The organism is Campylobacter sp. US53 (assembly GCF_004378995.1).
In the GTDB taxonomy this organism is placed as follows: domain Bacteria; phylum Campylobacterota; class Campylobacteria; order Campylobacterales; family Campylobacteraceae; genus Campylobacter_D; species Campylobacter_D jejuni.
Genome location: NZ_RYYH01000006.1, coordinates 1 through 22,675 on the forward strand (window position 1 = coordinate 1; position 22,675 = coordinate 22,675).

22 protein-coding genes are annotated in these 22,675 nt (G+C 28.8%); 12 read left to right on the forward strand and 10 right to left on the reverse strand.

What is annotated here, in order from left to right; all coding sequences use genetic code 11:
* The coding region (locus tag ELQ05_RS05450) for a DUF2972 domain-containing protein (RefSeq protein WP_134239985.1) at positions 1–1,189 on the forward strand (1,189 nt) is incomplete at its 5' end.
* On the opposite strand, the gene ELQ05_RS05455 is transcribed toward ELQ05_RS05450, so the two are convergent.
* The 8 genes from ELQ05_RS05455 to ELQ05_RS05490 form a co-directional block, all read right to left on the reverse strand.
* Positions 1,178–3,694, reverse strand: a complete 2,517-nt coding sequence (locus ELQ05_RS05455; protein ID WP_134239986.1) for a CDP-glycerol glycerophosphotransferase family protein — start codon at positions 3,692–3,694, stop codon at positions 1,178–1,180. The genes ELQ05_RS05450 and ELQ05_RS05455 overlap by 12 nt on opposite strands.
* A gap of 1 nt (position 3,695) precedes the next feature.
* Positions 3,696–5,327: a glycosyltransferase gene (locus tag ELQ05_RS05460; protein ID WP_134239987.1), complete on the reverse strand. Its 1,632-nt coding sequence runs from the start codon at positions 5,325–5,327 to the stop codon at positions 3,696–3,698.
* Positions 5,327–6,274, reverse strand: a complete 948-nt coding sequence (locus tag ELQ05_RS05465; protein ID WP_134239988.1) for an SIS domain-containing protein — start codon at positions 6,272–6,274, stop codon at positions 5,327–5,329. Before ELQ05_RS05465 ends, ELQ05_RS05460 begins: the two co-directional genes overlap by 1 nt.
* Positions 6,275–6,283: 9 nt before the next feature.
* A complete protein-coding gene (locus ELQ05_RS05470) occupies positions 6,284–7,942 on the reverse strand; it encodes a polysaccharide biosynthesis/export family protein (protein WP_134239989.1) in 1,659 nt (552 codons plus the stop codon).
* 1 nt (position 7,943) lies between these two features.
* Positions 7,944–9,062, reverse strand: a complete 1,119-nt coding sequence (locus ELQ05_RS05475; RefSeq protein ID WP_134239990.1) for a capsule biosynthesis protein — start codon at positions 9,060–9,062, stop codon at positions 7,944–7,946.
* Positions 9,062–9,724 (reverse strand): ABC transporter ATP-binding protein, encoded by a 663-nt coding sequence (locus tag ELQ05_RS05480; protein WP_134239991.1) that lies wholly within the window; start codon positions 9,722–9,724, stop codon positions 9,062–9,064. The genes ELQ05_RS05475 and ELQ05_RS05480 overlap by 1 nt, the downstream gene beginning before the upstream one ends.
* The gene (kpsM, locus tag ELQ05_RS05485; RefSeq protein ID WP_134239992.1) at positions 9,721–10,503 is read right to left on the reverse strand and encodes a capsule polysaccharide transporter KpsM; all 783 of its coding nucleotides are present in this window, start codon (positions 10,501–10,503) and stop codon (positions 9,721–9,723) included. The genes ELQ05_RS05480 and kpsM overlap by 4 nt, the downstream gene beginning before the upstream one ends.
* 71 nt (positions 10,504–10,574) lie before the next feature.
* Positions 10,575–10,982 carry a hypothetical protein gene (locus tag ELQ05_RS05490; RefSeq protein ID WP_088303586.1) on the reverse strand — a complete coding sequence of 136 codons (408 nt, stop codon included), beginning with the start codon at positions 10,980–10,982 and terminating at the stop codon, positions 10,575–10,577.
* A 75-nt stretch (positions 10,983–11,057) separates the two neighbouring features.
* Here ELQ05_RS05490 and ciaI point away from each other — a divergent pair, with 75 nt between their 5' ends.
* From ciaI to ELQ05_RS05505, 3 genes are read left to right on the forward strand one after another with little or no spacing between them, the layout of a single operon-like run.
* Positions 11,058–11,621 carry an intracellular survival protein CiaI gene (gene ciaI / locus ELQ05_RS05495; RefSeq protein ID WP_002923685.1) on the forward strand — a complete coding sequence of 188 codons (564 nt, stop codon included), beginning with the start codon at positions 11,058–11,060 and terminating at the stop codon, positions 11,619–11,621.
* A gap of 35 nt (positions 11,622–11,656) precedes the next feature.
* Positions 11,657–12,346, forward strand: a complete 690-nt coding sequence (dut, locus tag ELQ05_RS05500) for a dUTPase (protein WP_088303587.1) — start codon at positions 11,657–11,659, stop codon at positions 12,344–12,346.
* 1 nt (position 12,347) lies between these two features.
* Positions 12,348–13,061, forward strand: coding sequence for an EI24 domain-containing protein (locus tag ELQ05_RS05505; protein WP_074471027.1), 714 nt, complete (start codon positions 12,348–12,350; stop codon positions 13,059–13,061).
* Here ELQ05_RS05505 and tilS read toward each other — a convergent pair.
* Positions 13,038–14,009 (reverse strand): tRNA lysidine(34) synthetase TilS, encoded by a 972-nt coding sequence (tilS, locus tag ELQ05_RS05510; RefSeq protein WP_088303589.1) that lies wholly within the window; start codon positions 14,007–14,009, stop codon positions 13,038–13,040. The two genes, ELQ05_RS05505 and tilS, sit on opposite strands and share 24 nt — an antisense overlap.
* Complete coding sequence (rimO, locus tag ELQ05_RS05515) at positions 13,999–15,318, reverse strand: 30S ribosomal protein S12 methylthiotransferase RimO (protein WP_134239993.1); 1,320 nt, start codon at positions 15,316–15,318, stop codon at positions 13,999–14,001. Before rimO ends, tilS begins: the two co-directional genes overlap by 11 nt.
* Positions 15,319–15,391: 73 nt before the next feature.
* Here rimO and prfB point away from each other — a divergent pair, with 73 nt between their 5' ends.
* The 8 genes from prfB (at position 15,392) to ELQ05_RS08270 (ending at position 22,602) form a co-directional block, all read left to right on the forward strand.
* A complete protein-coding gene (gene prfB / locus ELQ05_RS05520) occupies positions 15,392–16,489 on the forward strand; it encodes a peptide chain release factor 2 (protein ID WP_134239994.1) in 1,098 nt (365 codons plus the stop codon).
* Between the two features lie 13 nt (positions 16,490–16,502).
* Positions 16,503–17,408: a sulfate adenylyltransferase subunit CysD gene (gene cysD / locus ELQ05_RS05525; protein WP_134239995.1), complete on the forward strand. Its 906-nt coding sequence runs from the start codon at positions 16,503–16,505 to the stop codon at positions 17,406–17,408.
* Positions 17,408–18,823, forward strand: a complete 1,416-nt coding sequence (gene cysN, locus ELQ05_RS05530; RefSeq protein WP_134239996.1) for a sulfate adenylyltransferase subunit CysN — start codon at positions 17,408–17,410, stop codon at positions 18,821–18,823. The genes cysD and cysN overlap by 1 nt, the downstream gene beginning before the upstream one ends.
* The gene (locus tag ELQ05_RS05535; protein ID WP_134239997.1) at positions 18,820–20,532 is read left to right on the forward strand and encodes an SLC13 family permease; all 1,713 of its coding nucleotides are present in this window, start codon (positions 18,820–18,822) and stop codon (positions 20,530–20,532) included. Before cysN ends, ELQ05_RS05535 begins: the two co-directional genes overlap by 4 nt.
* Positions 20,533–20,539: 7 nt before the next feature.
* Complete coding sequence (cysC, locus tag ELQ05_RS05540; RefSeq protein ID WP_052804804.1) at positions 20,540–21,139, forward strand: adenylyl-sulfate kinase; 600 nt, start codon at positions 20,540–20,542, stop codon at positions 21,137–21,139.
* Positions 21,140–21,231: 92 nt separating this feature from the next.
* A complete protein-coding gene (locus ELQ05_RS08400) occupies positions 21,232–21,615 on the forward strand; it encodes a sulfotransferase family 2 domain-containing protein (protein ID WP_243832734.1) in 384 nt (127 codons plus the stop codon).
* Between the two features lie 409 nt (positions 21,616–22,024).
* Positions 22,025–22,438 (forward strand): hypothetical protein, encoded by a 414-nt coding sequence (locus tag ELQ05_RS08405; RefSeq protein WP_243832735.1) that lies wholly within the window; start codon positions 22,025–22,027, stop codon positions 22,436–22,438.
* Complete coding sequence (locus tag ELQ05_RS08270) at positions 22,438–22,602, forward strand: hypothetical protein (protein WP_166738668.1); 165 nt, start codon at positions 22,438–22,440, stop codon at positions 22,600–22,602. The genes ELQ05_RS08405 and ELQ05_RS08270 overlap by 1 nt, the downstream gene beginning before the upstream one ends.
* Positions 22,603–22,675: the final 73 nt, after the last annotated feature.

The window sequence follows — 22,675 nt, forward strand, 5'->3', positions numbered from 1 at the left end:
AATCAATTATCATAATATACCAGCTGAACTTGCTTGGGAGATGAATTTACCTTTACCTGATGGGTATAAGTTTGTGTATTGGTGTTCGCATGGTACAGGCGGTACCGCATTTGCTAATTTTTTAAGATTTTTAAATGGTGGTGGTGTTGGGACTCCTATTGATGATTCAAATATTGTTCAAATTTTTAAAAATATGTATGATTTTTCATTTGTTACGAATTTCGATTTTAAATATATTTCTTTAAGAAATTATCACCATCATAAGAAATTTTATTTTTTATTGCCAAAAATACCAGGTGTTCATATAACAAGAGATCCCATAAGTATATTGAAATCTTGTTTAAATTTATTACGTCCTTATCATAAAGCAGTAAGATATTTTGATGTAAATGCTAATTTTAAATATATATGTTCAAAACTTGTCACAATGGGTGATTGGAATTTTACCGTCGATTTAAATTCAATAGAATATTTTTTAAATCATAGATTAACTTTATTTCATGATTCTCAGCTCAAAAAGGCCTTGGTAAATACTCAAAAACATTTTATTGTCAATATGGATGATATAGTCGGACCAAAAACATTTATAACAATTGAAAAAATGTGTAATTTTTTATCTATTAACATACCAAATATGATAGATAAAACAAAATTTGAGAAAAAAGCAGTTAACGATAATGTAAGTTTGTTGCCACTTACTTTGAATATATATAAAAATATTGATTTGTTTGTTATAGATGAAAGTTGGATTTCTATAGTTGATTCTGGAGTGATACTATGGAATAATTGGTTAACTCCTTGGGAAAAAGCTCCAGAAGGTCATTGTATCAATGTAACTCATTATTTTTTTTCAGAATGTGAGAAAAAAATATTAAAAGGTATTGCATTTTATATAAAAAAAGACTTTTATGACATTTTTGTTAATGAATTAACATTCAAAAAAGAAATTAAAAGTAGGGTTATAGCATTAGTTGATAGTATTAATCAACAAAAACAAATTTTAGAAAATAAAAAAATAAAAGAAATAAACATAATTAATTTTATGAAAGGAGATAAAAAAATAAAACTAAAATGTAAAAAAGTATTTGATGAGCATCTTTTATTTATCAAACAACATCGCCCAGATATAGTAGCATCATGGAAATACTATCAAGAATTTGAAAAGATGTGCAAGGAGTTAGATGGATAAAATTGCTTGTGTAACTTTTTCTAAAGAATTTGCCTTAGGGGTTAAAAAATTATTTTTAAAACTATGGTTTTGTAGCTTCATTTTTAATTCATATAAGAGATTATCTATATCTAAAACTACAATTCCAAATCCATCTTTGTTATAGTCAAAATAACCTTGAGTATAAGTATGTTTTGCAAATAACTCATCTTTATCAAATTGATAATAAATCACGGGCTTTTTTAAAACAGCCATCTCAAAAGCCACACTTGAATAATCTGTTATCATTAAAGATGATTCACAAAAAAGCTTTTGCATACTCATTTTAGCAGAAGGTATTATAATATAATTTGGTAAATTAAAACCTTCCAAATAAGGTCTAATTTGTGGATGAGGACTAAAAACTATTTTGTAATTATATTTTTCATGTAGTTCTTGTAATTTTTTACTGTGTAAAAAAGAACCCCATCTATAAAAATACTCACTTTCATAAAATTTTGGATTAAATCTTCTTTTCATTAATTTTTTACTATAAGAACCTACTATATATTCTCTCCAAGTAGGCATAATAATAATTTGTTTAGTGTTTATTTGATTATTTTTAAGCAAAGCATCCCATCTAGGAAATCCTGTTAATTTTACCTCTTTGGGGGTAAATTTATAACGATTAAAATCTCCTGCTATAGAGTCATACTCATCTTGCATTCCAGTAATAAATAAATCAATTTTTCTTTGATTCAACCAAGAAGATAAATCATCTTTTGTGATCCCATGTTGTAAAAATATGAAATCTTTAGTCTTTAAAGTATTTTCCCCCAAAGCTTCAAAAAAATACCTATCAATATGTGATGAAATGAGTTTATCAGCCTTAAAAACCAAATATTTAAATTTAAAACTTTTCGGATCAATCAGTTTAAAACCTTCTTTTTTTAGCCTTTTGTAATCATGAGAATTTTTTCTAAGGACAAAGGTGATATTTTTCTCAGGATGATTTTTCATAACATAACGATATAAATGTTCAGCATTATCATCAGCCCTAAAAGGCATATCAGCAAAAAGCCACAATGATTTATTTTTAGCTCTTCTTTTTTTTAATTTTTTAATCTCATAAAAAATATCATAAAAAGTACACTTTTTTTCTTGATAGATTATGTCAATCTTTTTATCATTAATAAAACAAATCATATTTTTAGCATTTATAAAAAATTTAAGCCAAATTCTTCTTTCATAAATAAAAACTCGGTTTAAAAAATCATATTGTCTAATTTTTGAACAAATAATTTTAGCTGACTTATCATCAAAAAGCATTTTAACTTCATCATTAATATCTGCAGTATAAAATTTAATCAAAATTTCATCATTTTTATTATCTATTTGTTCAATAAAAACTTTATCTATAGGTACTTTTTCTTTTTTAAAACAATGTAAAAATCCCATTTTGTATAAAAACAAAAAAGGATTAAAATTAAATTTTATTAAACTCTGCTTATCAATAAAATAAAAAATTTGATCAAGTAAATCAAGATATTTATGAATTTTAGCTTGATTCATAAAAGATAATTTTTCAGGATGATTAACCAGTTCTTGCACCTGCCAAAATAGTTCATACAAAATAACATTTTGTATGAAAATAGGAATTTTATCTTGCTTTGCTACGAAATTTAAAAGCTCCAAATATCCTTTTTCTAAAATTTCCAAATAGTAAAATTTATTTTCATTTTTTTTATCTAAAGTGGAACTTTTATCAAATCTTTTTCTATAAAAATATCTTGCATTTTTTAAAAATACAGATTTTAGATTTAAATTTTTAAATAAATAAATATTAATAAATTTTCCATCTTCAAAATTTAAGATCAAATTTTCATCAAAAAAAGTATCTTTAAGATAATCACATCTTAGAAAACATGATGCAACCGAAAGTTGAATATTTTCATTTAATTTTATATTATCATAAACACTTTTTTGTCTTTTGAATTTAAAATTTAAAGCATGAGTATCTTTATATAAAATCTTTCTTTTTTCTCTATAAAAAATAATATTTGTAGCCACCATAGCTATATCATTTTGTTTTTTTAAAAAACTATCTGCCTCATAAAAATAATCCCTATCTAAAAAATCATCAGGATCAGTAAAGGTTACCCAAAGAATATTTAAATCATTTTCTTTTAAATATTTTAAACCTAAATTCCTCGCACTTGCCTGACCGCCATTTTCTTTGTATAGATAGATAATATTTTTTGGGTATTTTTTTTGATATTTTTTAATGATATTAGCTGAATTATCAGTAGAACCATCATCAATGCAAATTAGATAAATATTATTTTTAAAATCTAATCTTTGATTGATTATAGACTTAAAAAAATCATCTAAATATTTTTCTACATTATAAACTGCTGAAACTATGACATATTTATTATAAGCTTTGTATTTTTTAGGTTTAAATTGTTTTAGAAAATTTTGCAGGGAAATTAACAAACTTTTAAAGAAGAAAGATATATTTTTTTTATACTTTACTTTTAACAACATATCAATTTCTAGCCTTTTTAACTCTTAAATCCTCAAAAAATCCCTTAGGATTAAAAAACAATTTTCTTGCCAAGCGATAAAATTTAGTATGTGAAATCATAGCACCAAGATACTCTAAACCTAAAATTTTCATCAAAAATAAAAAAGGTCTTATACTCTTAAGCTCATGCAAATAAGGTTTATAAACAAAAGATCTTAAAGGATAAAAGCTTTTATCATGTTTTTGTGCCATCAGCATTTTTTCTTTATCAATGATGATTTGATAAAAAATCCCATCATGCTCAAAACTATAAAGCTCGTTAATCAAATAATAAAGCATTTCATACAAATCATACTTATCATCATTATTTTGACTTAAAAAATCCAAGATAACTTTTTTTTCATCCTCCTTTAAAGTTAAGAAATATTCTTTCACTTGATAAAGTTTTTGCTCGCTTAAATTCAAATCTTGTTTATAATCTAAATCTAAATTTTTTGCAAAAAACCAAGAATGAGGCAAAATCCCTTTTTGAAAATAAAAAATATCACAATAATCTATACCATTAAATTGTAGTTTTATACTTACATCCAAAAATATTTTAGTGATTTTTTCTTGTTGTAAAAAATCCAAAAAAAGTTCATATTTTAACTCTTTATCTATGAAAAAATCACTTATATTTTTATAAATGATTTCTCCCACATAAACACTAATATCCTTAAAATCATAATTTTGATCTTTAAAAAGCATTAAAACTTTTTCACCTTTGGCTTTAAAAACTTGCAAAGGTTTTAAATCGTGTTTTTTGATATTTTTTAAATGTTTATAAAAAAGCCGATGATTCTTATCTTTATTTTGCATATAAGCATTTTGATTGGGCTCTATATGATAAAAGTGATACATATAAATTCCATAAAAACAAGCTTCATAACCAAGCAATGAAAACCAAGATCTAAAACCTTTAAAGTTAAAAAAATTCCAATTTCTAGCATCATAGCTTAAATTAGTAGGCATTTTTTCAAAACTCACACAAGCTTTTAAAATTCTAACAAAAAGATCAAAATCTTCATAACCGTGTCCGATAAAATTTTCATCATTTCCGCCCAATCTTAAAAACTGATATTTATTTATCACAATACTTGAAGTAGAACTTGGGGCAAAAAATTTTACCCAAGTATTTTTTGCTGTAAATAAATCCTCTTGTATTAAAATATCCCAAAATTTATCATCGTATTGCTTTAATTTTTCATTAGCTTGTTTATTAAGATACACTACAGGTAAAACTATCAAAGCATTGATATTTTGAGAAATATTTTTAATTTGAATTAGTTTTAAAATTTTTTCAAAACTATCCAAAGAAATATAACAATCCGCATCCAAAAACATTATAACTTTAGAATTTGCATAAACAGCGCCCAAATTTCTACATTTTCCCTGGGAAAAATAATCTTTTTGGTCTTTATCTTTTAAATAAATATGACCACTATTTTCTATGATTTGTTTTAAGTTATTTTCTAAAGATGAATATCCTTCAACGAAAATAAATTCTATATTCTCATCACTTTTAAAATATTTTGCTCTTTCAATAACCCTTTCTTCTATATAAGGACGCTCTTTACTTAAACCAAAAGGGATAATAACAGATAAAAGAGCCATTAAACATTTCCTATAGCATAAAGTTGGATAATCCCTACAACTCTTTCTTCTTTCCCTACTATAATTTCTTTGATTTTATATTTTAACATGATCTCCTCTGCTTCACTTGCCATAGCATCAGCATCAACTACTTTAGGATTTGTACTCATGATTTCTTTAGCCTTAAAATCAAACCTTGGTTTATCGCTTGCTTTTAAAGCACGACGCAAATCCCCATCAGTGATGATACCCACTAATTTTTCATTCTCAAGTACGACACAAAGCCCTAGTTTTCCACTAGTCATCACATCAACAAGATCGTTAAATTCGGTATCAGGATGCACTATAGGAAGGTTACTTGAAACCATAAGATCTTTTACCTTGGTTAAAAGCTTACGCCCCAAACTCCCCCCTGGATGAAAAAGAGCAAAATCATCAGGCTTGAAATTTCTTACCTTCATCAAAGCAGCAGCTAAAGCATCTCCCATAACCAAAGTTGCCGTTGTCGAAGACATAGGAGCAAGCTGCAAAGGACAAGCTTCCTTTTCCACAGCTATATTTAAAAATATATCGCCTTGCTTTACAAGGGTAGAATTTTTTTTACCACACATTACTATTAGTGGAATTTTACGCTTTTTTATAGCAGGAATGATTTTTAAAATTTCTTCAGTTTCTCCTGAATTTGAAATAGCAATTAAAACATCTTCAGGAGTTAACATTCCAAGATCTCCATGCAAAGCCTCTCCTGGATGGATGAAAAAGCTTGGTGTTCCTGTGCTTGCTAAAGTAGCTGCTATCTTAGCACCTATATGACCTGATTTACCCATTCCACTAACTATACAACGCCCTTTGGTATTTAGCATCAAATTCACAGCTTGATTGAAATTTTCATCTAAATTTTTAGCCAAATCCAAAATAGCTTGTACTTCTTTTTCAAAGACTTCTTTGGCTATTTCAAGAGTGTTCATTTTTAAACCTTAAAGATTAAGCACAACATTGGTTGCGATAGCAATCTGATAAAGAATTTGAGTCAACATTGAAAAAATTTGCAAATTCTCACTATCCACTTTTGGCAATACCAACACAGAATCGCCTGGTTTCATATCTATACCACTATGATATTTTTCAGCTTTTCCATTGCTTCGTATCACCAAAACTTTTGAAGTGTCTGCTCTTTCTCCATAACCTCCTGCAAGATTGATATAATATCTTAAATCTTTTCCTTTATCATACACAAAAGCCCCAGGTAAAGAAACTTCGCCTTGAACTATAACAAGGTTATTCTTGCTTGGCACATTAATAGTATCACCATCTTCTAAAATAACCGAATTATAAGACTTTGGATTATCGATGACAATTTGACCCTTAGGCTCTACCTGCTTAGCTCTTTGGATAAATTCTAAAATCGTTTTTGCTTGTTGGGCTCTTATAGCTGCGCCTTGAGCTGTAACAGAACTGCTAGTTAAAGCTAGAGTTTCAAGCTCTTTAAGCTGAGCATTGATAAGTTCTTTTTGAGTTCTAGCTACACTTTTTCTAAATACTTGCAAAGCTTGCATGTTTGATTGTGGATTAACCTTGATTAGTTTAGAAATATCTTCTAAAGTCGCTCCTTTACCCACAACTAAAGTTTTTAAACCATTATGCTCACCATTTACACTTATAGTTATATTTTCAGAAACATACTCAGGATGAAATTCTACCTCATCTCCCGTTCTAAGCAAAACTTTTGAAAATTGCATTTTATTATAAGCACTGACATCAAGTTTATGATCTTCACCATAACTTTTTACGATAGCATTAGTCACGATAGGTTTAGCACCTGATATTCTAGCTAAGTCAGCTAAAGTTTTAATATCATTTGAAAGTTCAAAACGAAAAGGTCTTTGCACATCGCCATCAACAAAAGCGTAATTTTGAACATTTCCTACCAAGATAACATCTCCACTTCTAAAAGGAAAAAGATCCATTTGCCCTTTTAGCAAAAAATCATACAAATCGATATTTTTTATCACGCTATTATTGCGCAAAATTTGAATATCTCTAAAACTTCCATATTCTAAATTTATACCCCCTGCTTTATCAAGATACTGTATCACTGAATCCGAACTAAGTCCTTGATAAAGTCCTGGAACATTAACACTTCCTGTTACAAAAACACTGACATTTTGATAAGCATTCATATCTGCATAAACAAAAACATTGCTTTTATAGATTTTATTAACACGTGCTTTTATAACACTTACAAGGGCGCTATTTTTCACACCTAGTAAATTTACAGCTCCTACTTTAGGGATAAAAATATTTCCTTGAGAATCCACCACTAAAACTTGCTCAAACTCCACAGCTCCCCAAATTTTAAGACTGATTTGATCACCGACTGCGATCTTATAATCTGGGTTATAAACTCTTTGATTATAATTTTTAAAATTTCCATTAAAAAGATGAGCACCAAATACTAAAATTTGATGAATTTTTGTAAGATTATTTTCTTTATTTGCTATATCATAGTTTGAGCTTAAATTTTGATCTATGCTAGTTGTAGTAGAACCTTGATCCTCTGCTGAAATGATTTGTGAAACATCCACAGCTCCAAAACATAAAATACAACTAAAAAATAAAATTAATATTTTTTTCATTTTAATACTTATGCTCCTCTATTATCATTTTAATAAATTTAATAATCCCAAAAATCAAAGATAATACAATAAATGCTGTTAAAATATCATAAATTCTTTCAGGATATTTTGCGCTTTCTGGAATATCTGGACTTTGGATGATGACAAGTTGTTTTATTTTTCTTAATGCTTCTATTCTAGCACTTTCATAAGCTTTTAAAGCTGCTTCATAAGCTTTTTGCGCAAAAGTAGCTTCTATAGTTAAATCCTGAAATTTAGCAGCCAAATCATTAAGCTTTTGAGAAGAATTGTTAGCTGAAATTTTAGATTTTTCCCTTAAAAGCTGTTTTTTAATCGCTTCAATTTCTGCTTTAAGCGCTACTACTTCAGGTGCTGCGTCATTCATATAGCTTTGTAAAGTTAAAAGTTTAGCTTCTTTTTGAGCTAAATTAGCCTCAATTTGTGCAACCAAACTTGCTTTAGTTTCAGCTTGCTTTAAAGGATCGAAAACTCCATATTTATTTTGAAAAGCAATCAAATCATTTTGTGCTTTTTGATATCGTTCTTTGTATTTTTGTACTTCATTTTCAGCAAAAGCCATTTGCTCTCTAGCTGCTTTATGAGAGATTTCATTAATAAACTTTTCGCTTTCTTGCATAATAGTTTGAGCAATCAAATGAGCTGATTTAGGTGTAAAACCCTCTACTTCAACTTTTAAAAGTTTAGTGGTTTCATCCGTATGAACCTTAACTCTTGCTTGGTAGTATTTAAGATAAGATTCTATCGAGCTTGAATCCCAAATTTTAAAAGGTAAATCTATATGTTGTTCTTGATAAAGATTTTTAAGTTTGATTTTTTCATCCAAAATCTTTAACATATCACTTGATTCTATATAACCTTTTAGATAATTTAAATCTTCACTTGCCGTAGAAGTGTTACTAAGCAAAGACAAGATTCCACTTGTTTGAACACTTTCTCCACTTGTTGATCTAACATCTAAAATCATCGTGCTTACATATCTTGGTGCTGCAATCAATGTATAATAAATCACAACAAAAATCATTATAAACCAAACAATTTTAAAAGAATCAAATATGCTTAAATCTTTGATTTTTTCTAATAAAGTTTTATTTTCTTCCATTAAGCTTTTCCTTGATATACAGCTATTCCTTCATCTACATCATCATAAACTGTAATTTGTCCATTTTTCATATAAATTATTTTATCACACCATTCTTTAATTTCAGATACATTATGAGATACCATAATCACTTTTGATTTGCTTAATCTTTCTCTATATAATTTCACACTTTTTTCCCTAAAAGCAGGATCTCCAACAGCTCCAGCTTCATCGATCAAATAATAATCAAAATCAAAAGCCATACTAAGTCCAAAAGCTATTCTAGCACTCATTCCCGAAGAATAAGTCTTCATAGGCTCATCAAAAAATTTTCCTATTTCAGCAAAATCTTCCACAAATTTTACTTTTTCTTGAAGTTCTTTACCCTTGTATCCATACACCCTAGCTACAAATTTAGCATTATCTCTGGCAGTTAAAGAACCTTGAAAAGCTCCATTTAAACCCAAAGGCCAGGATAATTTTTTATTAGTAATTATCTTGCCACTATCAGGAAGCTCTGCTCCGCTTAAAAGTCTCATGAGAGTGGACTTGCCTGCGCCATTATATCCCATTAAACCTATGCTACAATTTTCAGGAAATTCAAAAGTAAAATTTTTAAAAACATAATGCCTTCCACCACTAAATAAAGGATAAGATTTAGTTAGATTAATTAGCTTTATCATTCTTTTTTTGCCGCCGTTAGAGCTTGTCTATTATAGTAGTAAATAAAAAGCCCTATAAATAAAACAAGTAAAATCCAAAATATAGCATAAAAATAACTATATTCATCTTGCAAAGGATAATTTTCAAAAAAATTAAATCTTAAAAGTTCAAAAATATGAAGTAAAGGATTATAATATAATATATCAAGTAAAGGACGAGGAGTTAACCAGGTGGGAAATATAATCCCAGAACTCCAATAAAATACTATACTAAAATAAGCTAATAAAGTTCTTAAAGGCTCTACAAAATGCCAAACAATAGCAAAACAAATCCCCAAAGCAAAAGCTGAGCATATAAGTAAAAAAATACAAAATAAAACTCCGAGTAAATGGATAGGAAATACATCGAGTCTAAAGAACCACCCTGCAAAAAAAAGTACAGTGATAAAAATCACAAAATAAATACAAAATTCAAGCAAAGTTCTAGCAATAAATACATGTATAGGCTTTACAGGTTTATAGGCAAATAAAGATAAATTTGCTCCTATTCCATTCATAAGTTGAGTAACTATACTTCTAAACATAAAAAAAGGCATAATGCCTGAAATTAAAAACATAAAAATAGAAATTCCTTCAGGCATAACTTGATGATGATATTCTCTAATAACAGTTCCTATAATAGTCACCAAAAGCACAACACTCATAGGCTCTCCAACTACCCATATATACCCAAGATACCTATTTTTGCCAAATCTAGTTTTTAACTCTCTAAAAAATAAAGCGTGAATTACATTTAACATTTATTTTCTATACCTAACAATTTACATAAACTATAATCATAACTCATTTTTTTAAACAAAATCATAAAAATTTATTTTTTACAAAACTCAAGTTTTTTACTAAGTCCTAAAGCATTGTTAGTAAATTTAAGCCAAAAAAGCTCTAAGGCATAAATTTTTGCACTTTTATCAAGTTTAGCAAAGGGGAATTTAGAAAAATAAATTTTCATTTGCTCCTTGCTTGCCATTTTAAACTCGGCCTTAGCTTGCACACCTTTTAAAAAAGCTATTTTGCTTTCTTTGGCTATATTAAGTGCTATACTTGAATTTTCACTAGCTAATCTTATATGCTTAGTATCTTCATAAGAAGCGATAATAAAAGCTAAATTCTTCTCATCAAAAACATAAAAAGCACTAGCTGTATAAACACCTTTTTTATCAATCATAGCCCAAGATAAAAGCTGCTCATTTTTTATAAATTCTAAAATTCTTTCATCCATATTGTAAAATTATACTAAAATATTTTTAAAAATAACCGATTATAATTTTATAAACTATAAATATAAGGGGAAGAAATGCAAATTGATGCTAGCAAAAACCAAAGTTTTTCGATGGATTATACAACAAAAAGTGGCAAACATTTAGCCTTATCTATGTATGACAATCAAAGCGTAAGTTATGCAAATAATGAAGAAGGTAAAACTCTTAATCTTAAGCGTCAGTATGGCTTTAGCTTTACTTTTGAAGGCTCTAAGCTCACACAAAATGATCTTGATGAGATTAAAAATGCTATGAAAGAAGTTGAACCTATGATCAAAGACTTTTTAGCAAATTCTAAAGTCGGAGAGTTAAAACCAAAAGAAATTATAGAATCAGCTATGCAAATGGCAAATGTTCTACCAACACCAAATGATGAAAACCATCAAAATGCTATTATGAATAATTTTACAAATAAACTCAGTGATTTGCTAAAACAAAATCAAACAAATGATAAAGATATCAATACTTCTATGCTTGAAGATAGCAAAAAACTTCTTGATGAAGTTTTAGAACAAATGAAAAAACAACTTGAAAAACAACAAGAAAAAGCCAAGGAAAATCAAGATAAGACAGATGATAGTTTAAATCTTTACGCTTAAATCATATAATATTAAAAATTATCAAGGAGTTTTAAATGACAAATATCGAAATTTTAGAAAATATGCTCAAACTCCAACAAAAACTTAACGACGAAACAAACGGCTTAAATTGGGAAAATGGCTACACCAAAGAAGGGAAACTGATCAGTTGGAGACGCTGTATTTATATGGAATGTGCAGAACTTATAGACTCTTTTGCATGGAAACATTGGAAAAACATTTCAAGTCCGACAAATTGGGAAAATGTACGTATAGAGATTGTTGATATTTGGCATTTTATCTTAAGTCTTTTGCTTGAAGAGTATCGCGATAAAAATGGAAAAGATTTGAAAGCTATAGCCACAGAAGTTAATGCTGTAAGTGTGTTTCAAGATTTTTGTAAAGAAGAAGAGCATCCTAATGAGAGTGATATTTATGGCATTTTAAATGATATAGAGCTTATTATCCATAAATGCAGTGGTTTTGGATTTAATCTTGAAGAATTACTTTCAACCTATTTTACCCTAGCTATTAAATGTGGGCTTAATCTTGAAATTCTTTATAAAACCTACATAGGTAAAAATGTTTTAAATATCTTTAGACAAAACAATGGTTACAAAGATGGTAGCTATAAAAAAACTTGGAATGGCAAAGAAGACAATGAAGTTTTAGCTCAAATTTTAGAACAAGAGCTTGATTTTGATACTATTTATAAAAAACTAGAAGAATGCTACAAAAAGGCATAATTTGGATATTTTAAAACTTGCAATCAAAGATTTTTTAAGTCTTAAATTTTTAAAATTTGCCTTAATTCCTTTAATTTTTAGCCTTGTGCTGATGCTTTTTTTAGGAGTACTTGGCTTTTCGGCCTTGCTTAATTATTTCAATTCTTTATTTAGCGTTGGAGAGGATTCGTTTTGGGCGTGGTTTTATGCCCTTCATTTTGTACAAATTTTAATCACTATCATAAGTTTTTTATTTTCAGGTTTTATTGTTGTTTTTGCTTCGGTTTTTTTAGCCCTTTTTATCACTTCTTTTCTTACTCCTTTTATCGCTAAAGAAATCAACCAAAAATATTACCATTATGATAATACAAACGAAGTTTCAACCCTAAAAACTATCTTTGAAATTTTTAAAATATTTATAAAATTTATAGGGATTTTATTGCTTTGCACCTTGGCTTTATTTTTACCTTTTATCAATATTTTTGTATATTATCTTGCTTTTTATTATCTCTTTCACAAACTTTTAATGATTGATGTTACAAGCACGATTTTAGACAAAGAAAGTTTTAAAAATTTTCATTCTGATTTTTCGCCTTTAGAGTTTAAATTTAGCACTCTTTGTTTTTATCTACTCTCATCAGTGCCACTTTTAGGACTTTTTTTGCAAGTATTTTTTGTGATTTTTCTCACACATTTAGGCTATCAAAGAATTTTAAAACTGAAAGCTAAGGCTTGAAATATCGATTTTGTGATTATATAAATAAGCTCTTAAAAGTCTTGGAATTTTAGCTATTCTACACTCTTCTTTAAAATTTTTAGGTAATTTTTGACAAGTTTCATATTCAAAAACAATAGCTTGTTCGTTTTTATATACAAGTGCTATTTTACCACCTAAAACACAATCACCCTTTAAAAACTCTTTTCTTTGCGCTGTGCTTAAAAGTAAACCTTTCATTTTCACCGCTCTAGCAATCAAACTTTCATTTTTAGGGCAAATAAGAAGTCCTTGAACTTCTTTGATATTTTCAAAGTCATAAAGTTTTTTCCTATCTTCATCAAGATAAGAAAAGCTTCTTTTTAAACCCTGATGAAATTCGCTCACAAAGGCATTAGAGAAATTTTTTCTTATATAATTTCTAAAATATTTTTCATTTTCATTGCTTTCATCATGGAAATAAAAAATATCTTTTTCTTTTAAAAAAGATGAAATTTCATCTTTACTTATAAAGAGTAAAGGGCGTAACAGTGTATAATTTGAGCGTTTTTCACACTCTTGCATACCTAAAATTTCAGCCAAACCTGCGCCACGAGAAAGTTGCATCAAAAACCATTCAAATTGATCATTTAAATGATGAGCTAAGATAAGATGATCATAATCTTGCTCAAGACAAATTTTTTCAAAAAAATCATAGCGAAAATCTCTGGCTTTTTTTTCAAAATTACTTTGAAATTTAGGAGCCTGTTTTATGAAAATTTTTTTATGAAATTTCAAAGCAAGTTCTTTGGCTTTTAACTCTTCTAAATCACTATTTTTTCTAGCTTTATAATTTATCATCACAAGATCAAAGTCGATCTTTTCTTGCATTAAAAGATAAAAAAGCGCACTAGAATCACTTCCATAAGAAAAAGCGAGTAAATTTTTACCCCTTTTTAAAAGGGCTAAAATTTCATCTTTAATTTGCATCTACTTTTCTTAAAGCCTTAGCAAGGAGCTTTTTATCAAGGTTTTGTAAAATTTCACATTCATAAATTTGCCCCATTTCTAAATTTCCACATTCACTTTCATTGATAAGAATTTCCCCATCAATCTCTCTATCCCATCTTAAATCTTTAGCTGCGATAAAAAACTCTCCCTCGCTACTTTCTCCTGTGCAAACTACTAAACGCTTTTGCCCTACTTCTTTTTCAAAACTTTTTTCTATCACTTCATCAACAATTTTTTCTATGATTTTAAGTCTTTTATTGATCACTTTAAAAGGCACTTGCTCCATATCAAAAGCAGCTGTATCTTCTTCCTTAGAATACGCAAAAACACTCACCCTATCAAAACCAAAGTCTTTAACAAACTCACAAAGCTCTTCAAAATCCGCCTCACTTTCACCTGGATGCCCTACGATAAAACCCGTGCGTAAAAAGCTATTTGGCGCACTTTTCATTAAATTTAGCATTTCTTTAAGTCTTGTGCTATTTGCCCCACGCTTCATGATTTTAAGCATATTATCACTTATGTGCTGCAAAGGCATATCAAAATAATTTACAAAAATTTCAGAAGCTATAATGCGTTTGATCAAAGCTTCACTCGCACTCGTAGGATAAAGATATAAAATTCTAGCCGCTCTTATACCTTTGATTTTTTCGACCTCATCGATTAAGCGTATAAGCCCATCTTTTTCACCCTTATCAAACAAATAAGAACTCGTATCTTGTGCAATAAAAGAAAAGTCCTTATAACCTCTAGCTACCAAATCTTTAAGCTCAGCTATAATGCTACTTATTTCGCGAGATTTTAACTTGCCTTTAAAACTTGGGATAGCACAAAAAGAGCATTTTTGATTACAACCTTCGGCGATTTTTATAAAAGCATGGAAATTTGAACCTGTAATAATGCGTTTGGAATTTTCACTTTGCAAATAAGTCGAATTTGAAAATAAATTTGTTTTTTTAAGTATCATTTTGTCGATTCTTTCATAATCACCCACACCTGTGAAAAGATCAACCTCAGGAAGTTCTTTCATAAGTTCTTCGCGGTAACGCTGCATCAAACAACCCGTAACCACCAAAAGAGAATCTTTTTTTCTTTGTTCGTGCAAATCCAAAATCGCATTAATGCTTTCTTTTTTTGCACTGTCGATAAAACCACAGGTATTTACGATTAAAACATCGGCTTTGCTTGGTTCATCGCAAAGTTCATAAGCACTAAGGCGTCCTAGCATGATCTCACTATCGACTAAATTTTTATTACAACCTAAAGACATAAGATAAAGTTTTGACATTTTTTTCCTATATTAAAGTTTTCTTTTGATATAATTTTTGATTTTAAAAATATAATTATAGCAAAGAAATTTTATGGATAATTACGAATTTAGCGAACTTTTAAAAACTTTAAAAAACAAAGTCGGCAACATAGCCTCCATCATCAAGCCTGAAAATATCAAAACAAGGCTTAAAGAAATCGAAGAGCTTGAAAATTCCCCTTCTTTTTGGAGCGATGTCAAACAAGCAGGAATCATAGGCAAAGAAAAAACCAAAATCACCAATCTACTTAAAAACTATGAAAATGCTTTTAATGCCCTAAATGACGCAAGCGAACTTTTCGATCTAGCCAATAGCGAAAACGATACAGAAACGCTTGAAGCTTTATTTAACGACGCACCAAAACTTGAAGATACCATCACAAGTCTTGAAATTTCCATGCTTTTAAGTGGGGAAAATGATGGTAAAAATGCCATTGTTTCTATTCACCCAGGTGCGGGCGGAACGGAAAGTAATGACTGGGCAAGCATACTTTATAGAATGTATTTAAGATTTTGCGAAAGAGAAGGTTTTAAAGTCGAAACTCTAGACTTTCAAGAAGGCGAAGAAGCAGGGCTTAAAGATGTGAGCTTTTTGGTTAAAGGCGAAAATGCTTATGGTTATTTAAAGGCTGAAAATGGTATCCATCGTTTGGTAAGAACTTCTCCTTTTGATAGTGCAGGACGCCGTCATACAAGCTTTTCAAGTGTTATGGTAAGCCCTGAACTTGATGATGATATAGAAATTGAAATCGAAGAAAAAGACATAAGAATAGATTATTACAGAGCAAGTGGTGCAGGCGGACAACATGTTAATAAAACAGAATCAGCTGTAAGAATCACACATTTTCCAACTGGTATAGTTGTACAATGCCAAAATGACAGAAGTCAGCACAAAAACAAAGCTACCGCTTTTAAAATGCTAAAATCTCGCCTTTATGAACTTGAACTCATGAAACAACAAGATAGTGCTAATGCTGGAGAAAAAAGCGAGATAGGCTGGGGGCATCAAATCCGCTCTTATGTGCTTTTTCCTTATCAGCAAATCAAAGATAATCGCAGTGGAGAAGCTTTTTCTCAAGTGGATAATATCCTTGATGGAGATATCAAAAAAATGATAGAAGGCGTTTTGATTGCTTTAAAAGCGGAATGATAAAAGGATTAAAATGACTTTCAATCTTACCCATCTAAGACAACTTGAAAGTGAGTCTATTTTCATCATGCGTGAAGTAATATCTGAATTTGAAAAGCCAGCTATGCTTTATAGCATAGGCAAAGATAGTTCAGTGATGCTTCATCTTTTACAAAAAGCTTTTTATCCAGCCACTCCTCCTTTACCTTTAGTGCATATAGATACGACTTGGAAATTTAAAGAAATGATAGAATTTCGTGATAAAAGAGCTAAAGAACTCGGTATGGAACTTATCGTTTATACTAATCCAAAAGGCAAAGAAATAAATATATCCCCTTTCATACATGGCTCAAATATGCATACAGATATCATGAAAACTCAAGCTTTAAAGCAAATGCTTGATTTATACCAATTTGATGCTGTTTTTGGAGGAGCTAGACGCGATGAGGAAAAATCGCGAGCAAAAGAGAGAATTTATTCCTTCCGTGATGAAAATCATACTTGGGATCCTAAAAATCAGCGCCCAGAACTTTGGAATTTATATAATGGACGCCATAAAAAAGGAGAATCCATAAGAGTTTTTCCGCTGAGCAATTGGACTGAACTTGATATTTGGCAGTATATATACCTTGAAAATATTCCTATACCAAGTCTTTATCTTGCCAAAAAAAGACCTATAGTTGAATACATGGGAACAAAAATTTTAGTTGATGATGATAGAATGCCAAAAGATTTAGCAAAAAATGCTAAAGAAGAAATGGTAAGATTTAGAACTTTGGGTTGCTATCCTCTAACTGGAGCCATAAATTCAAATGCCACAAGTGTTTTAGATATCATAGAAGAACTACTTCTAACTACAACCAGTGAAAGACAAGGAAGACTTATAGATAGCGATGAAGAAGCTAGCATGGAAAAGAAAAAACAACAAGGATATTTTTAATGCAAAGTGTAGAAAATTATCTAAAAGAACATGAAAATAAAGAACTTTGTCGTTTTATCACTTGTGGTAGCGTTGATGATGGAAAATCCACTCTTATAGGAAGATTGCTTTATGATACTAAAGCTCTTTTTAGTGATCAATTAAGCACCTTAGAAAAAGATAGTAAAAAAATGGGGAATGCCGGAGATAAACTTGATTTTGCACTTTTAGTAGATGGACTTGCAAGCGAAAGAGAACAAGGCATTACCATAGATGTAGCCTATAGATTTTTTACCAGTAATAAACGCAAATTTATCATAGCTGATACACCAGGGCATGAACAATACACTAGAAACATGGCAACAGGAGCAAGTACAGCAGATATTGCTATTATTTTAATTGATGCAAGAAAAGGGGTTTTAAAGCAAACTAAAAGGCATTCTTATATAGTGAGCTTACTTGGTATTAAAAATTTTATCATTGCCATTAACAAAATGGATCTAGTTTCTTACGAAGAAAAAATCTTCAATAATATTTGTAAAGATTATGAAAAAATCATCCCTTATTTGCAAGAAGGTATCCAAACACATTTTATTCCCATTTGTGCTTTAAATGGTGAAAATATCACTCAAAAAAGTAGAAATTTATCTTGGTATAAAGGCGAAACTCTACTTGCACTTTTAGATGAAATTAAAATAAATAAAATCATTCGGGATGATTTTATCATGCCTGTGCAGTATGTTAATCGCCCACATTTAAATTTTCGTAGTTTTTGCGGAAATATAGCAAGTGGTTATGTAAAATTACAAGATGAAGTTATAGTCTTGCCTTCTATGCAAAAATCTAAAATTAAAAGTATCATTACAAATGATATTAAAGATTTAAGAACTTTAGATGAAAATGAAATCATTCCAAGTCAAAATGAAGCTTGTGTTAATATGGTCGTAAGTTTATGTTTAGAAGATGAAATCGATATTTCTAGAGGCGATATTTTGGCATCTATTAACCATGATCTTAAAATGAGCAATACTTTTAAAGCTATGATTATATGGATGAGTCAAAAACAATTAGATCTTAATGAAAATTATCTTATAAAAAGAGCTCACAATCTTTGCAATGTTAAATTTGATAATATTAACTATAAAAAAGATATCAATACTTTTAAAGAAGAAAATGCCTCAAATTTAATACTTAATGATATTGCAAATTGTACTTTAAAACTAAATAAAAATTTAGCACTTAAAGAGTATAAAGATAATAAAACCTTAGGATCATTTATTATCATCGATAAATATAGCAATGAAACTTTGGCTGCAGGTATGATAATAAAAATTTTAAATTCACAGCAAAGCCAAAGAATTTACACTCAAGCTGAAATAGAACTTAACGCTTTTATAAGAAAAAACTATCCAGAATGGGGGTGTAGAAAAATATGAAAATTATAGTAGGTATCACGCTTTTAATTCTACTTATATTGCTCATACGCAACAAAATAAAGCCTGCTGTTTTATTTGGAAGTTTGGCAGGATTTTACTACGCTTTAGGTTATCTTGATTTTAAAACTTGGATAAGTTCTTATACAAATGATTCTTTAATTTCACTCATGTTGCTACTTTTAGTTTCTATCGCTGTTGAAAAAACTATCATTATAGAATGGGCAAGTAAATTTATCATAGGAAAAAACTATAATCTTTCTCTTTTGAGATTAGGTGTAATTACTTGTGCGGTTTCAGCCTTTTTAAACAATACCGCAGTAGTAGCAAGCTTTATGGGTATAGTAAAAAACAATAAATTTCAAGCTCCTTCAAAGCTTTTAATCCCTCTCTCTTATTTTGCCATAGTAGGTGGTGTTATTACTCTTGTGGGAACTTCTACAAATTTAATCATCAATTCCTTTGTGGTGCAAAATGGACTACCAAGTCTTAAAATGTTTGATTTTTTTTATATAGGTATAGCTTTAAGCATAGGAATGATTTTGGTTTTGATGATTTTTAGTAAATTATTGCCTCATTATGAAAATAAAGATAAAAATATAAAAGAACATTTAATCGCTTTAAAAGTCTTGGAAAATAGCTCTTTAATAGGTAAAAGCATAGAAGAGAACAAACTTAGAAATTTAGAGTTTTTATTTTTGGTAGAAATTCAAAGAAACAACCAAAGCATCACCCCAGTTTCACATAATGAAATCATAAATGCAAAAGATACACTTATATTTAGTGGAGATATTTCACAACTTGAAACTCTAAATAAATTTGATGGATTAAAACTTGCAGATGGTTATGAGTTAAAAGAAAGTAAATTTATCGATGCAATCATTTCTCCAACTTCTAATTTAATTGGAAAAAGTGTAAAAGAAGCTAATTTTAGATCTAAATTTGACGCAGCTATTATTTCTTTACAAAGAGGAGATGTACATATCAAAAAAATTGGCGAAAGTGTTTTGCAAGCTGGAGATAGAATGATTTTAGCTGCGGGTAAAGATTTTATCCTAAGGGATAATTTGGCTAAAAATTTTTATTTACTTTCAAATATCAAACAAAACGAAAAACTTGATGCTAAAAAAAGCTTAATAACCATAATGGCTTTTTTAAGTGTTATTGTTTTTTCGGCTTTAAATTTTATCTCTTTTACCAAAGCTTTGCTTATTTGTTTAGGCTTTTTACTACTTTGCAAATTTATCAAGCTTGATGAAATAAAAAGGCGTTTTCCTTTTGATATTTTTATCATAGTAGGCTCTTCTTTAGCAATTACTAAAGTACTTGTAGATAGCGGACTTGCCAAAGATTTAGCTCAACTTATCACAGGTTTTTTTGGACATTATGGAGTTTATGGAAGTTTTATAGGAGTTTATCTTTTAACCCTACTTTTAACCGAATTTATTACCAATAACGCTGCTGCGGCCTTAACTTTCCCTATAGGTTTTGCCACAGCCCAAGCCTTGGGAGTAAATCCTTTGCCTTTCATCTTTGCTGTAGCTTATGGGGCTAGTGCTGGGTTTATGATACCACATGGATACCAAACTCATTTAATGGTTAGCTCGCTTTGTGATTACAAAATGACAGATTTTATAAAAATAGGTGCTATTGTTTCTATCATGTATAGTGCTATAGTTCTCATAGGCGTACCTTTAATCTTTAATTTTTAGGATATTTATGGATAAAAATCTTACTTGGCATAATACAAATATCACCAAAGAACAAAGATCAAAACTTAAAAATCAAAAACCTTGCGTACTTTGGCTAACAGGACTTAGCGCAAGTGGAAAATCAACCATTGCCAATGCTTTAGAACAGAAACTACACGAGCTTGGTTTTCATACGTATTTGCTTGATGGAGATAATATTCGCATAGGTTTAAATAAAGACTTAGGCTTTGATGAAAACTCAAGAGTGGAAAACATAAGACGCATAGCAGAACTTTGCAAACTTTTTGTTGATAGTGGTTTGATTATACTAAGCGCTTTTATCTCACCCTTTAAAAGCGATAGAGCTTTAGCAAGATCTTTGGTAAAAAAAGATGAATTTATAGAAATTTTTGTAGATACACCTTTAGAACTCTGTGAAAAAAGAGATCCTAAAGGACTTTACAAAAAGGCAAGAAATGGAGAAATAAAAAATTTCACAGGTATAGACAGCCCTTATGAAAAACCTCAAAATCCTGAAATTCATTTGCAAAATTTCAAAGCTAAGCTTAATGAAAATGTAGATATAATCTTAAACTATCTTAAAGAAAATGGATATATTGATACTTGAAAAAATTTATGTAGAAAATAAAAATATTTGAGTAAAAAAGTTTTTTGCATAATAAAATTTTAAAAAAATTCTTATTTGATGGAGTTAAAATATTGTTTAAAGATTATCACGATAAATATGGTTGTATCTTTATCCATGTACCAAAAGTTGCTGGAACAAGTATAGAAAGAGTCGTTTTTGAAACAGACAAATGGCTTGTTGGACATGTAAGAGCATTAGACTATATCAATCAAGATAAAAACAAATTTGAAAGTTATTTTTCTTTTGCTTTTGTAAGAAATCCTTTTGACAGGATGGTTTCTGCATTTCATTATCTTAAAAAAGGTGGTGGAAATAATGGAGATAAAATATGGGCAGATGAAAATTTAAAAGACTTTGATACTTTTGAACAATTTTTTTTAGCTTTAAAAAATAAAAATATAAAAGATAAAATTCTATCTTGGCAACATTTTACTCCACAATATAAATTTATCTGAGATGAAAATAAAAATATTTTAGTTAATTTTATAGGTAAATTAGAAAATATAAATAATGATTTTAAAATAGTTAAAAATGAATTAAATTTTGATAGAAATTTAATTCATTCAAATTCCAGCAAACATGAAATTTTCTCAAATTATTACAATAAAAAAACATACAATATAATAGCAGAGATTTATAAGGAAGATTTTGCATTATTTGATTATGATTTAGAATATAAAGAATCTATCTATAAGAATTCAGATGCACAATTCTTATTAAATATATACAAAGAAAAATTATTTTCAAAAAATAAAGAAATAGAAAAACTTAGATTATCACAATTTAAAAAAAAATAAAGAAATAAATTCCCAAAATAATATAATCTTACAACAAGCTAATCAAATTCATAATTTAAATACAACCTTGGAAAATAAAAATCAATTATTAATTGCGAAAGAAAACTTACTAAATTTCCAAAATCACTACGGAAAAGCCAAAACAAGAATTCAAAACCAACTTTCATATAAACTAGGACAAGCTTTGATTTTAAATTCTAAAAGTGTATTGGGTTTTATATCTTTACCTTTTATAATATTAAGTATTGTTATTTCACATAAACAAGAACAAAAGGCTTATAAATTTAAAATAAAGAAAAATCCAAATTTAGCTTTACCTCCTTTAAGTTCATATGATGATTATAATGAAGCTTTAAAAATAAAAAATCATTTTTCTTATCAATTAGGAGAAGAATTTATTAAGGCTAGTAAGAATTGGTATAAGGGTGGATATATTAAATTTTGGTTAATTGACATACAAAATTTAAAAAGGAAAAATTAATGAAACTAAAACAATGGCTATTATCACTAGTAAAAAAACTACAAATTAAAAAGAAATATAAGCATATTTTAGAATTGCAATCTAGAATTACAGAACTAGAAAAAATAAATAATATTTTATTAAACAATATGACGACTGGGGGGGGGTATAACAGAAAAAATTAAAAAAATTACTCCTAGACCTTTTTTACACGGTATTAGTTTTCATTTAGCAGAACACTGTAATTTAAATTGTTTT

What these genes read in the sequence shown, in the direction of transcription:
- ELQ05_RS05490 (WP_088303586.1), bottom strand. Translation starts at nt 10,982, where the DNA reads ATGGATGAAAGAATTTTAGAATTTATAAAAAATGAGCAGCTTTTATCT.
- ELQ05_RS05475 (WP_134239990.1), bottom strand. Translation starts at nt 9,062, where the DNA reads ATGGAAGAAAATAAAACTTTATTAGAAAAAATCAAAGATTTAAGCATA.
- ELQ05_RS05455 (WP_134239986.1), bottom strand. Translation starts at nt 3,694, where the DNA reads ATGTTGTTAAAAGTAAAGTATAAAAAAAATATATCTTTCTTCTTTAAA.
- ELQ05_RS05535 (WP_134239997.1), top strand. Translation starts at nt 18,820, where the DNA reads ATGAAAATTATAGTAGGTATCACGCTTTTAATTCTACTTATATTGCTC.
- cysN (WP_134239996.1), top strand. Translation starts at nt 17,408, where the DNA reads ATGCAAAGTGTAGAAAATTATCTAAAAGAACATGAAAATAAAGAACTT.
- cysD (WP_134239995.1), top strand. Translation starts at nt 16,503, where the DNA reads ATGACTTTCAATCTTACCCATCTAAGACAACTTGAAAGTGAGTCTATT.
- ELQ05_RS08270 (WP_166738668.1), top strand. Translation starts at nt 22,438, where the DNA reads ATGAAACTAAAACAATGGCTATTATCACTAGTAAAAAAACTACAAATT.
- ELQ05_RS05480 (WP_134239991.1), bottom strand. Translation starts at nt 9,724, where the DNA reads ATGATAAAGCTAATTAATCTAACTAAATCTTATCCTTTATTTAGTGGT.
- ciaI (WP_002923685.1), top strand. Translation starts at nt 11,058, where the DNA reads ATGCAAATTGATGCTAGCAAAAACCAAAGTTTTTCGATGGATTATACA.
- ELQ05_RS05460 (WP_134239987.1), bottom strand. Translation starts at nt 5,327, where the DNA reads ATGGCTCTTTTATCTGTTATTATCCCTTTTGGTTTAAGTAAAGAGCGT.
- rimO (WP_134239993.1), bottom strand. Translation starts at nt 15,318, where the DNA reads ATGTCAAAACTTTATCTTATGTCTTTAGGTTGTAATAAAAATTTAGTC.
- prfB (WP_134239994.1), top strand. Translation starts at nt 15,392, where the DNA reads ATGGATAATTACGAATTTAGCGAACTTTTAAAAACTTTAAAAAACAAA.
- ELQ05_RS05465 (WP_134239988.1), bottom strand. Translation starts at nt 6,274, where the DNA reads ATGAACACTCTTGAAATAGCCAAAGAAGTCTTTGAAAAAGAAGTACAA.
- dut (WP_088303587.1), top strand. Translation starts at nt 11,657, where the DNA reads ATGACAAATATCGAAATTTTAGAAAATATGCTCAAACTCCAACAAAAA.
- kpsM (WP_134239992.1), bottom strand. Translation starts at nt 10,503, where the DNA reads ATGTTAAATGTAATTCACGCTTTATTTTTTAGAGAGTTAAAAACTAGA.
- ELQ05_RS05470 (WP_134239989.1), bottom strand. Translation starts at nt 7,942, where the DNA reads ATGAAAAAAATATTAATTTTATTTTTTAGTTGTATTTTATGTTTTGGA.
- cysC (WP_052804804.1), top strand. Translation starts at nt 20,540, where the DNA reads ATGGATAAAAATCTTACTTGGCATAATACAAATATCACCAAAGAACAA.
- tilS (WP_088303589.1), bottom strand. Translation starts at nt 14,009, where the DNA reads ATGCAAATTAAAGATGAAATTTTAGCCCTTTTAAAAAGGGGTAAAAAT.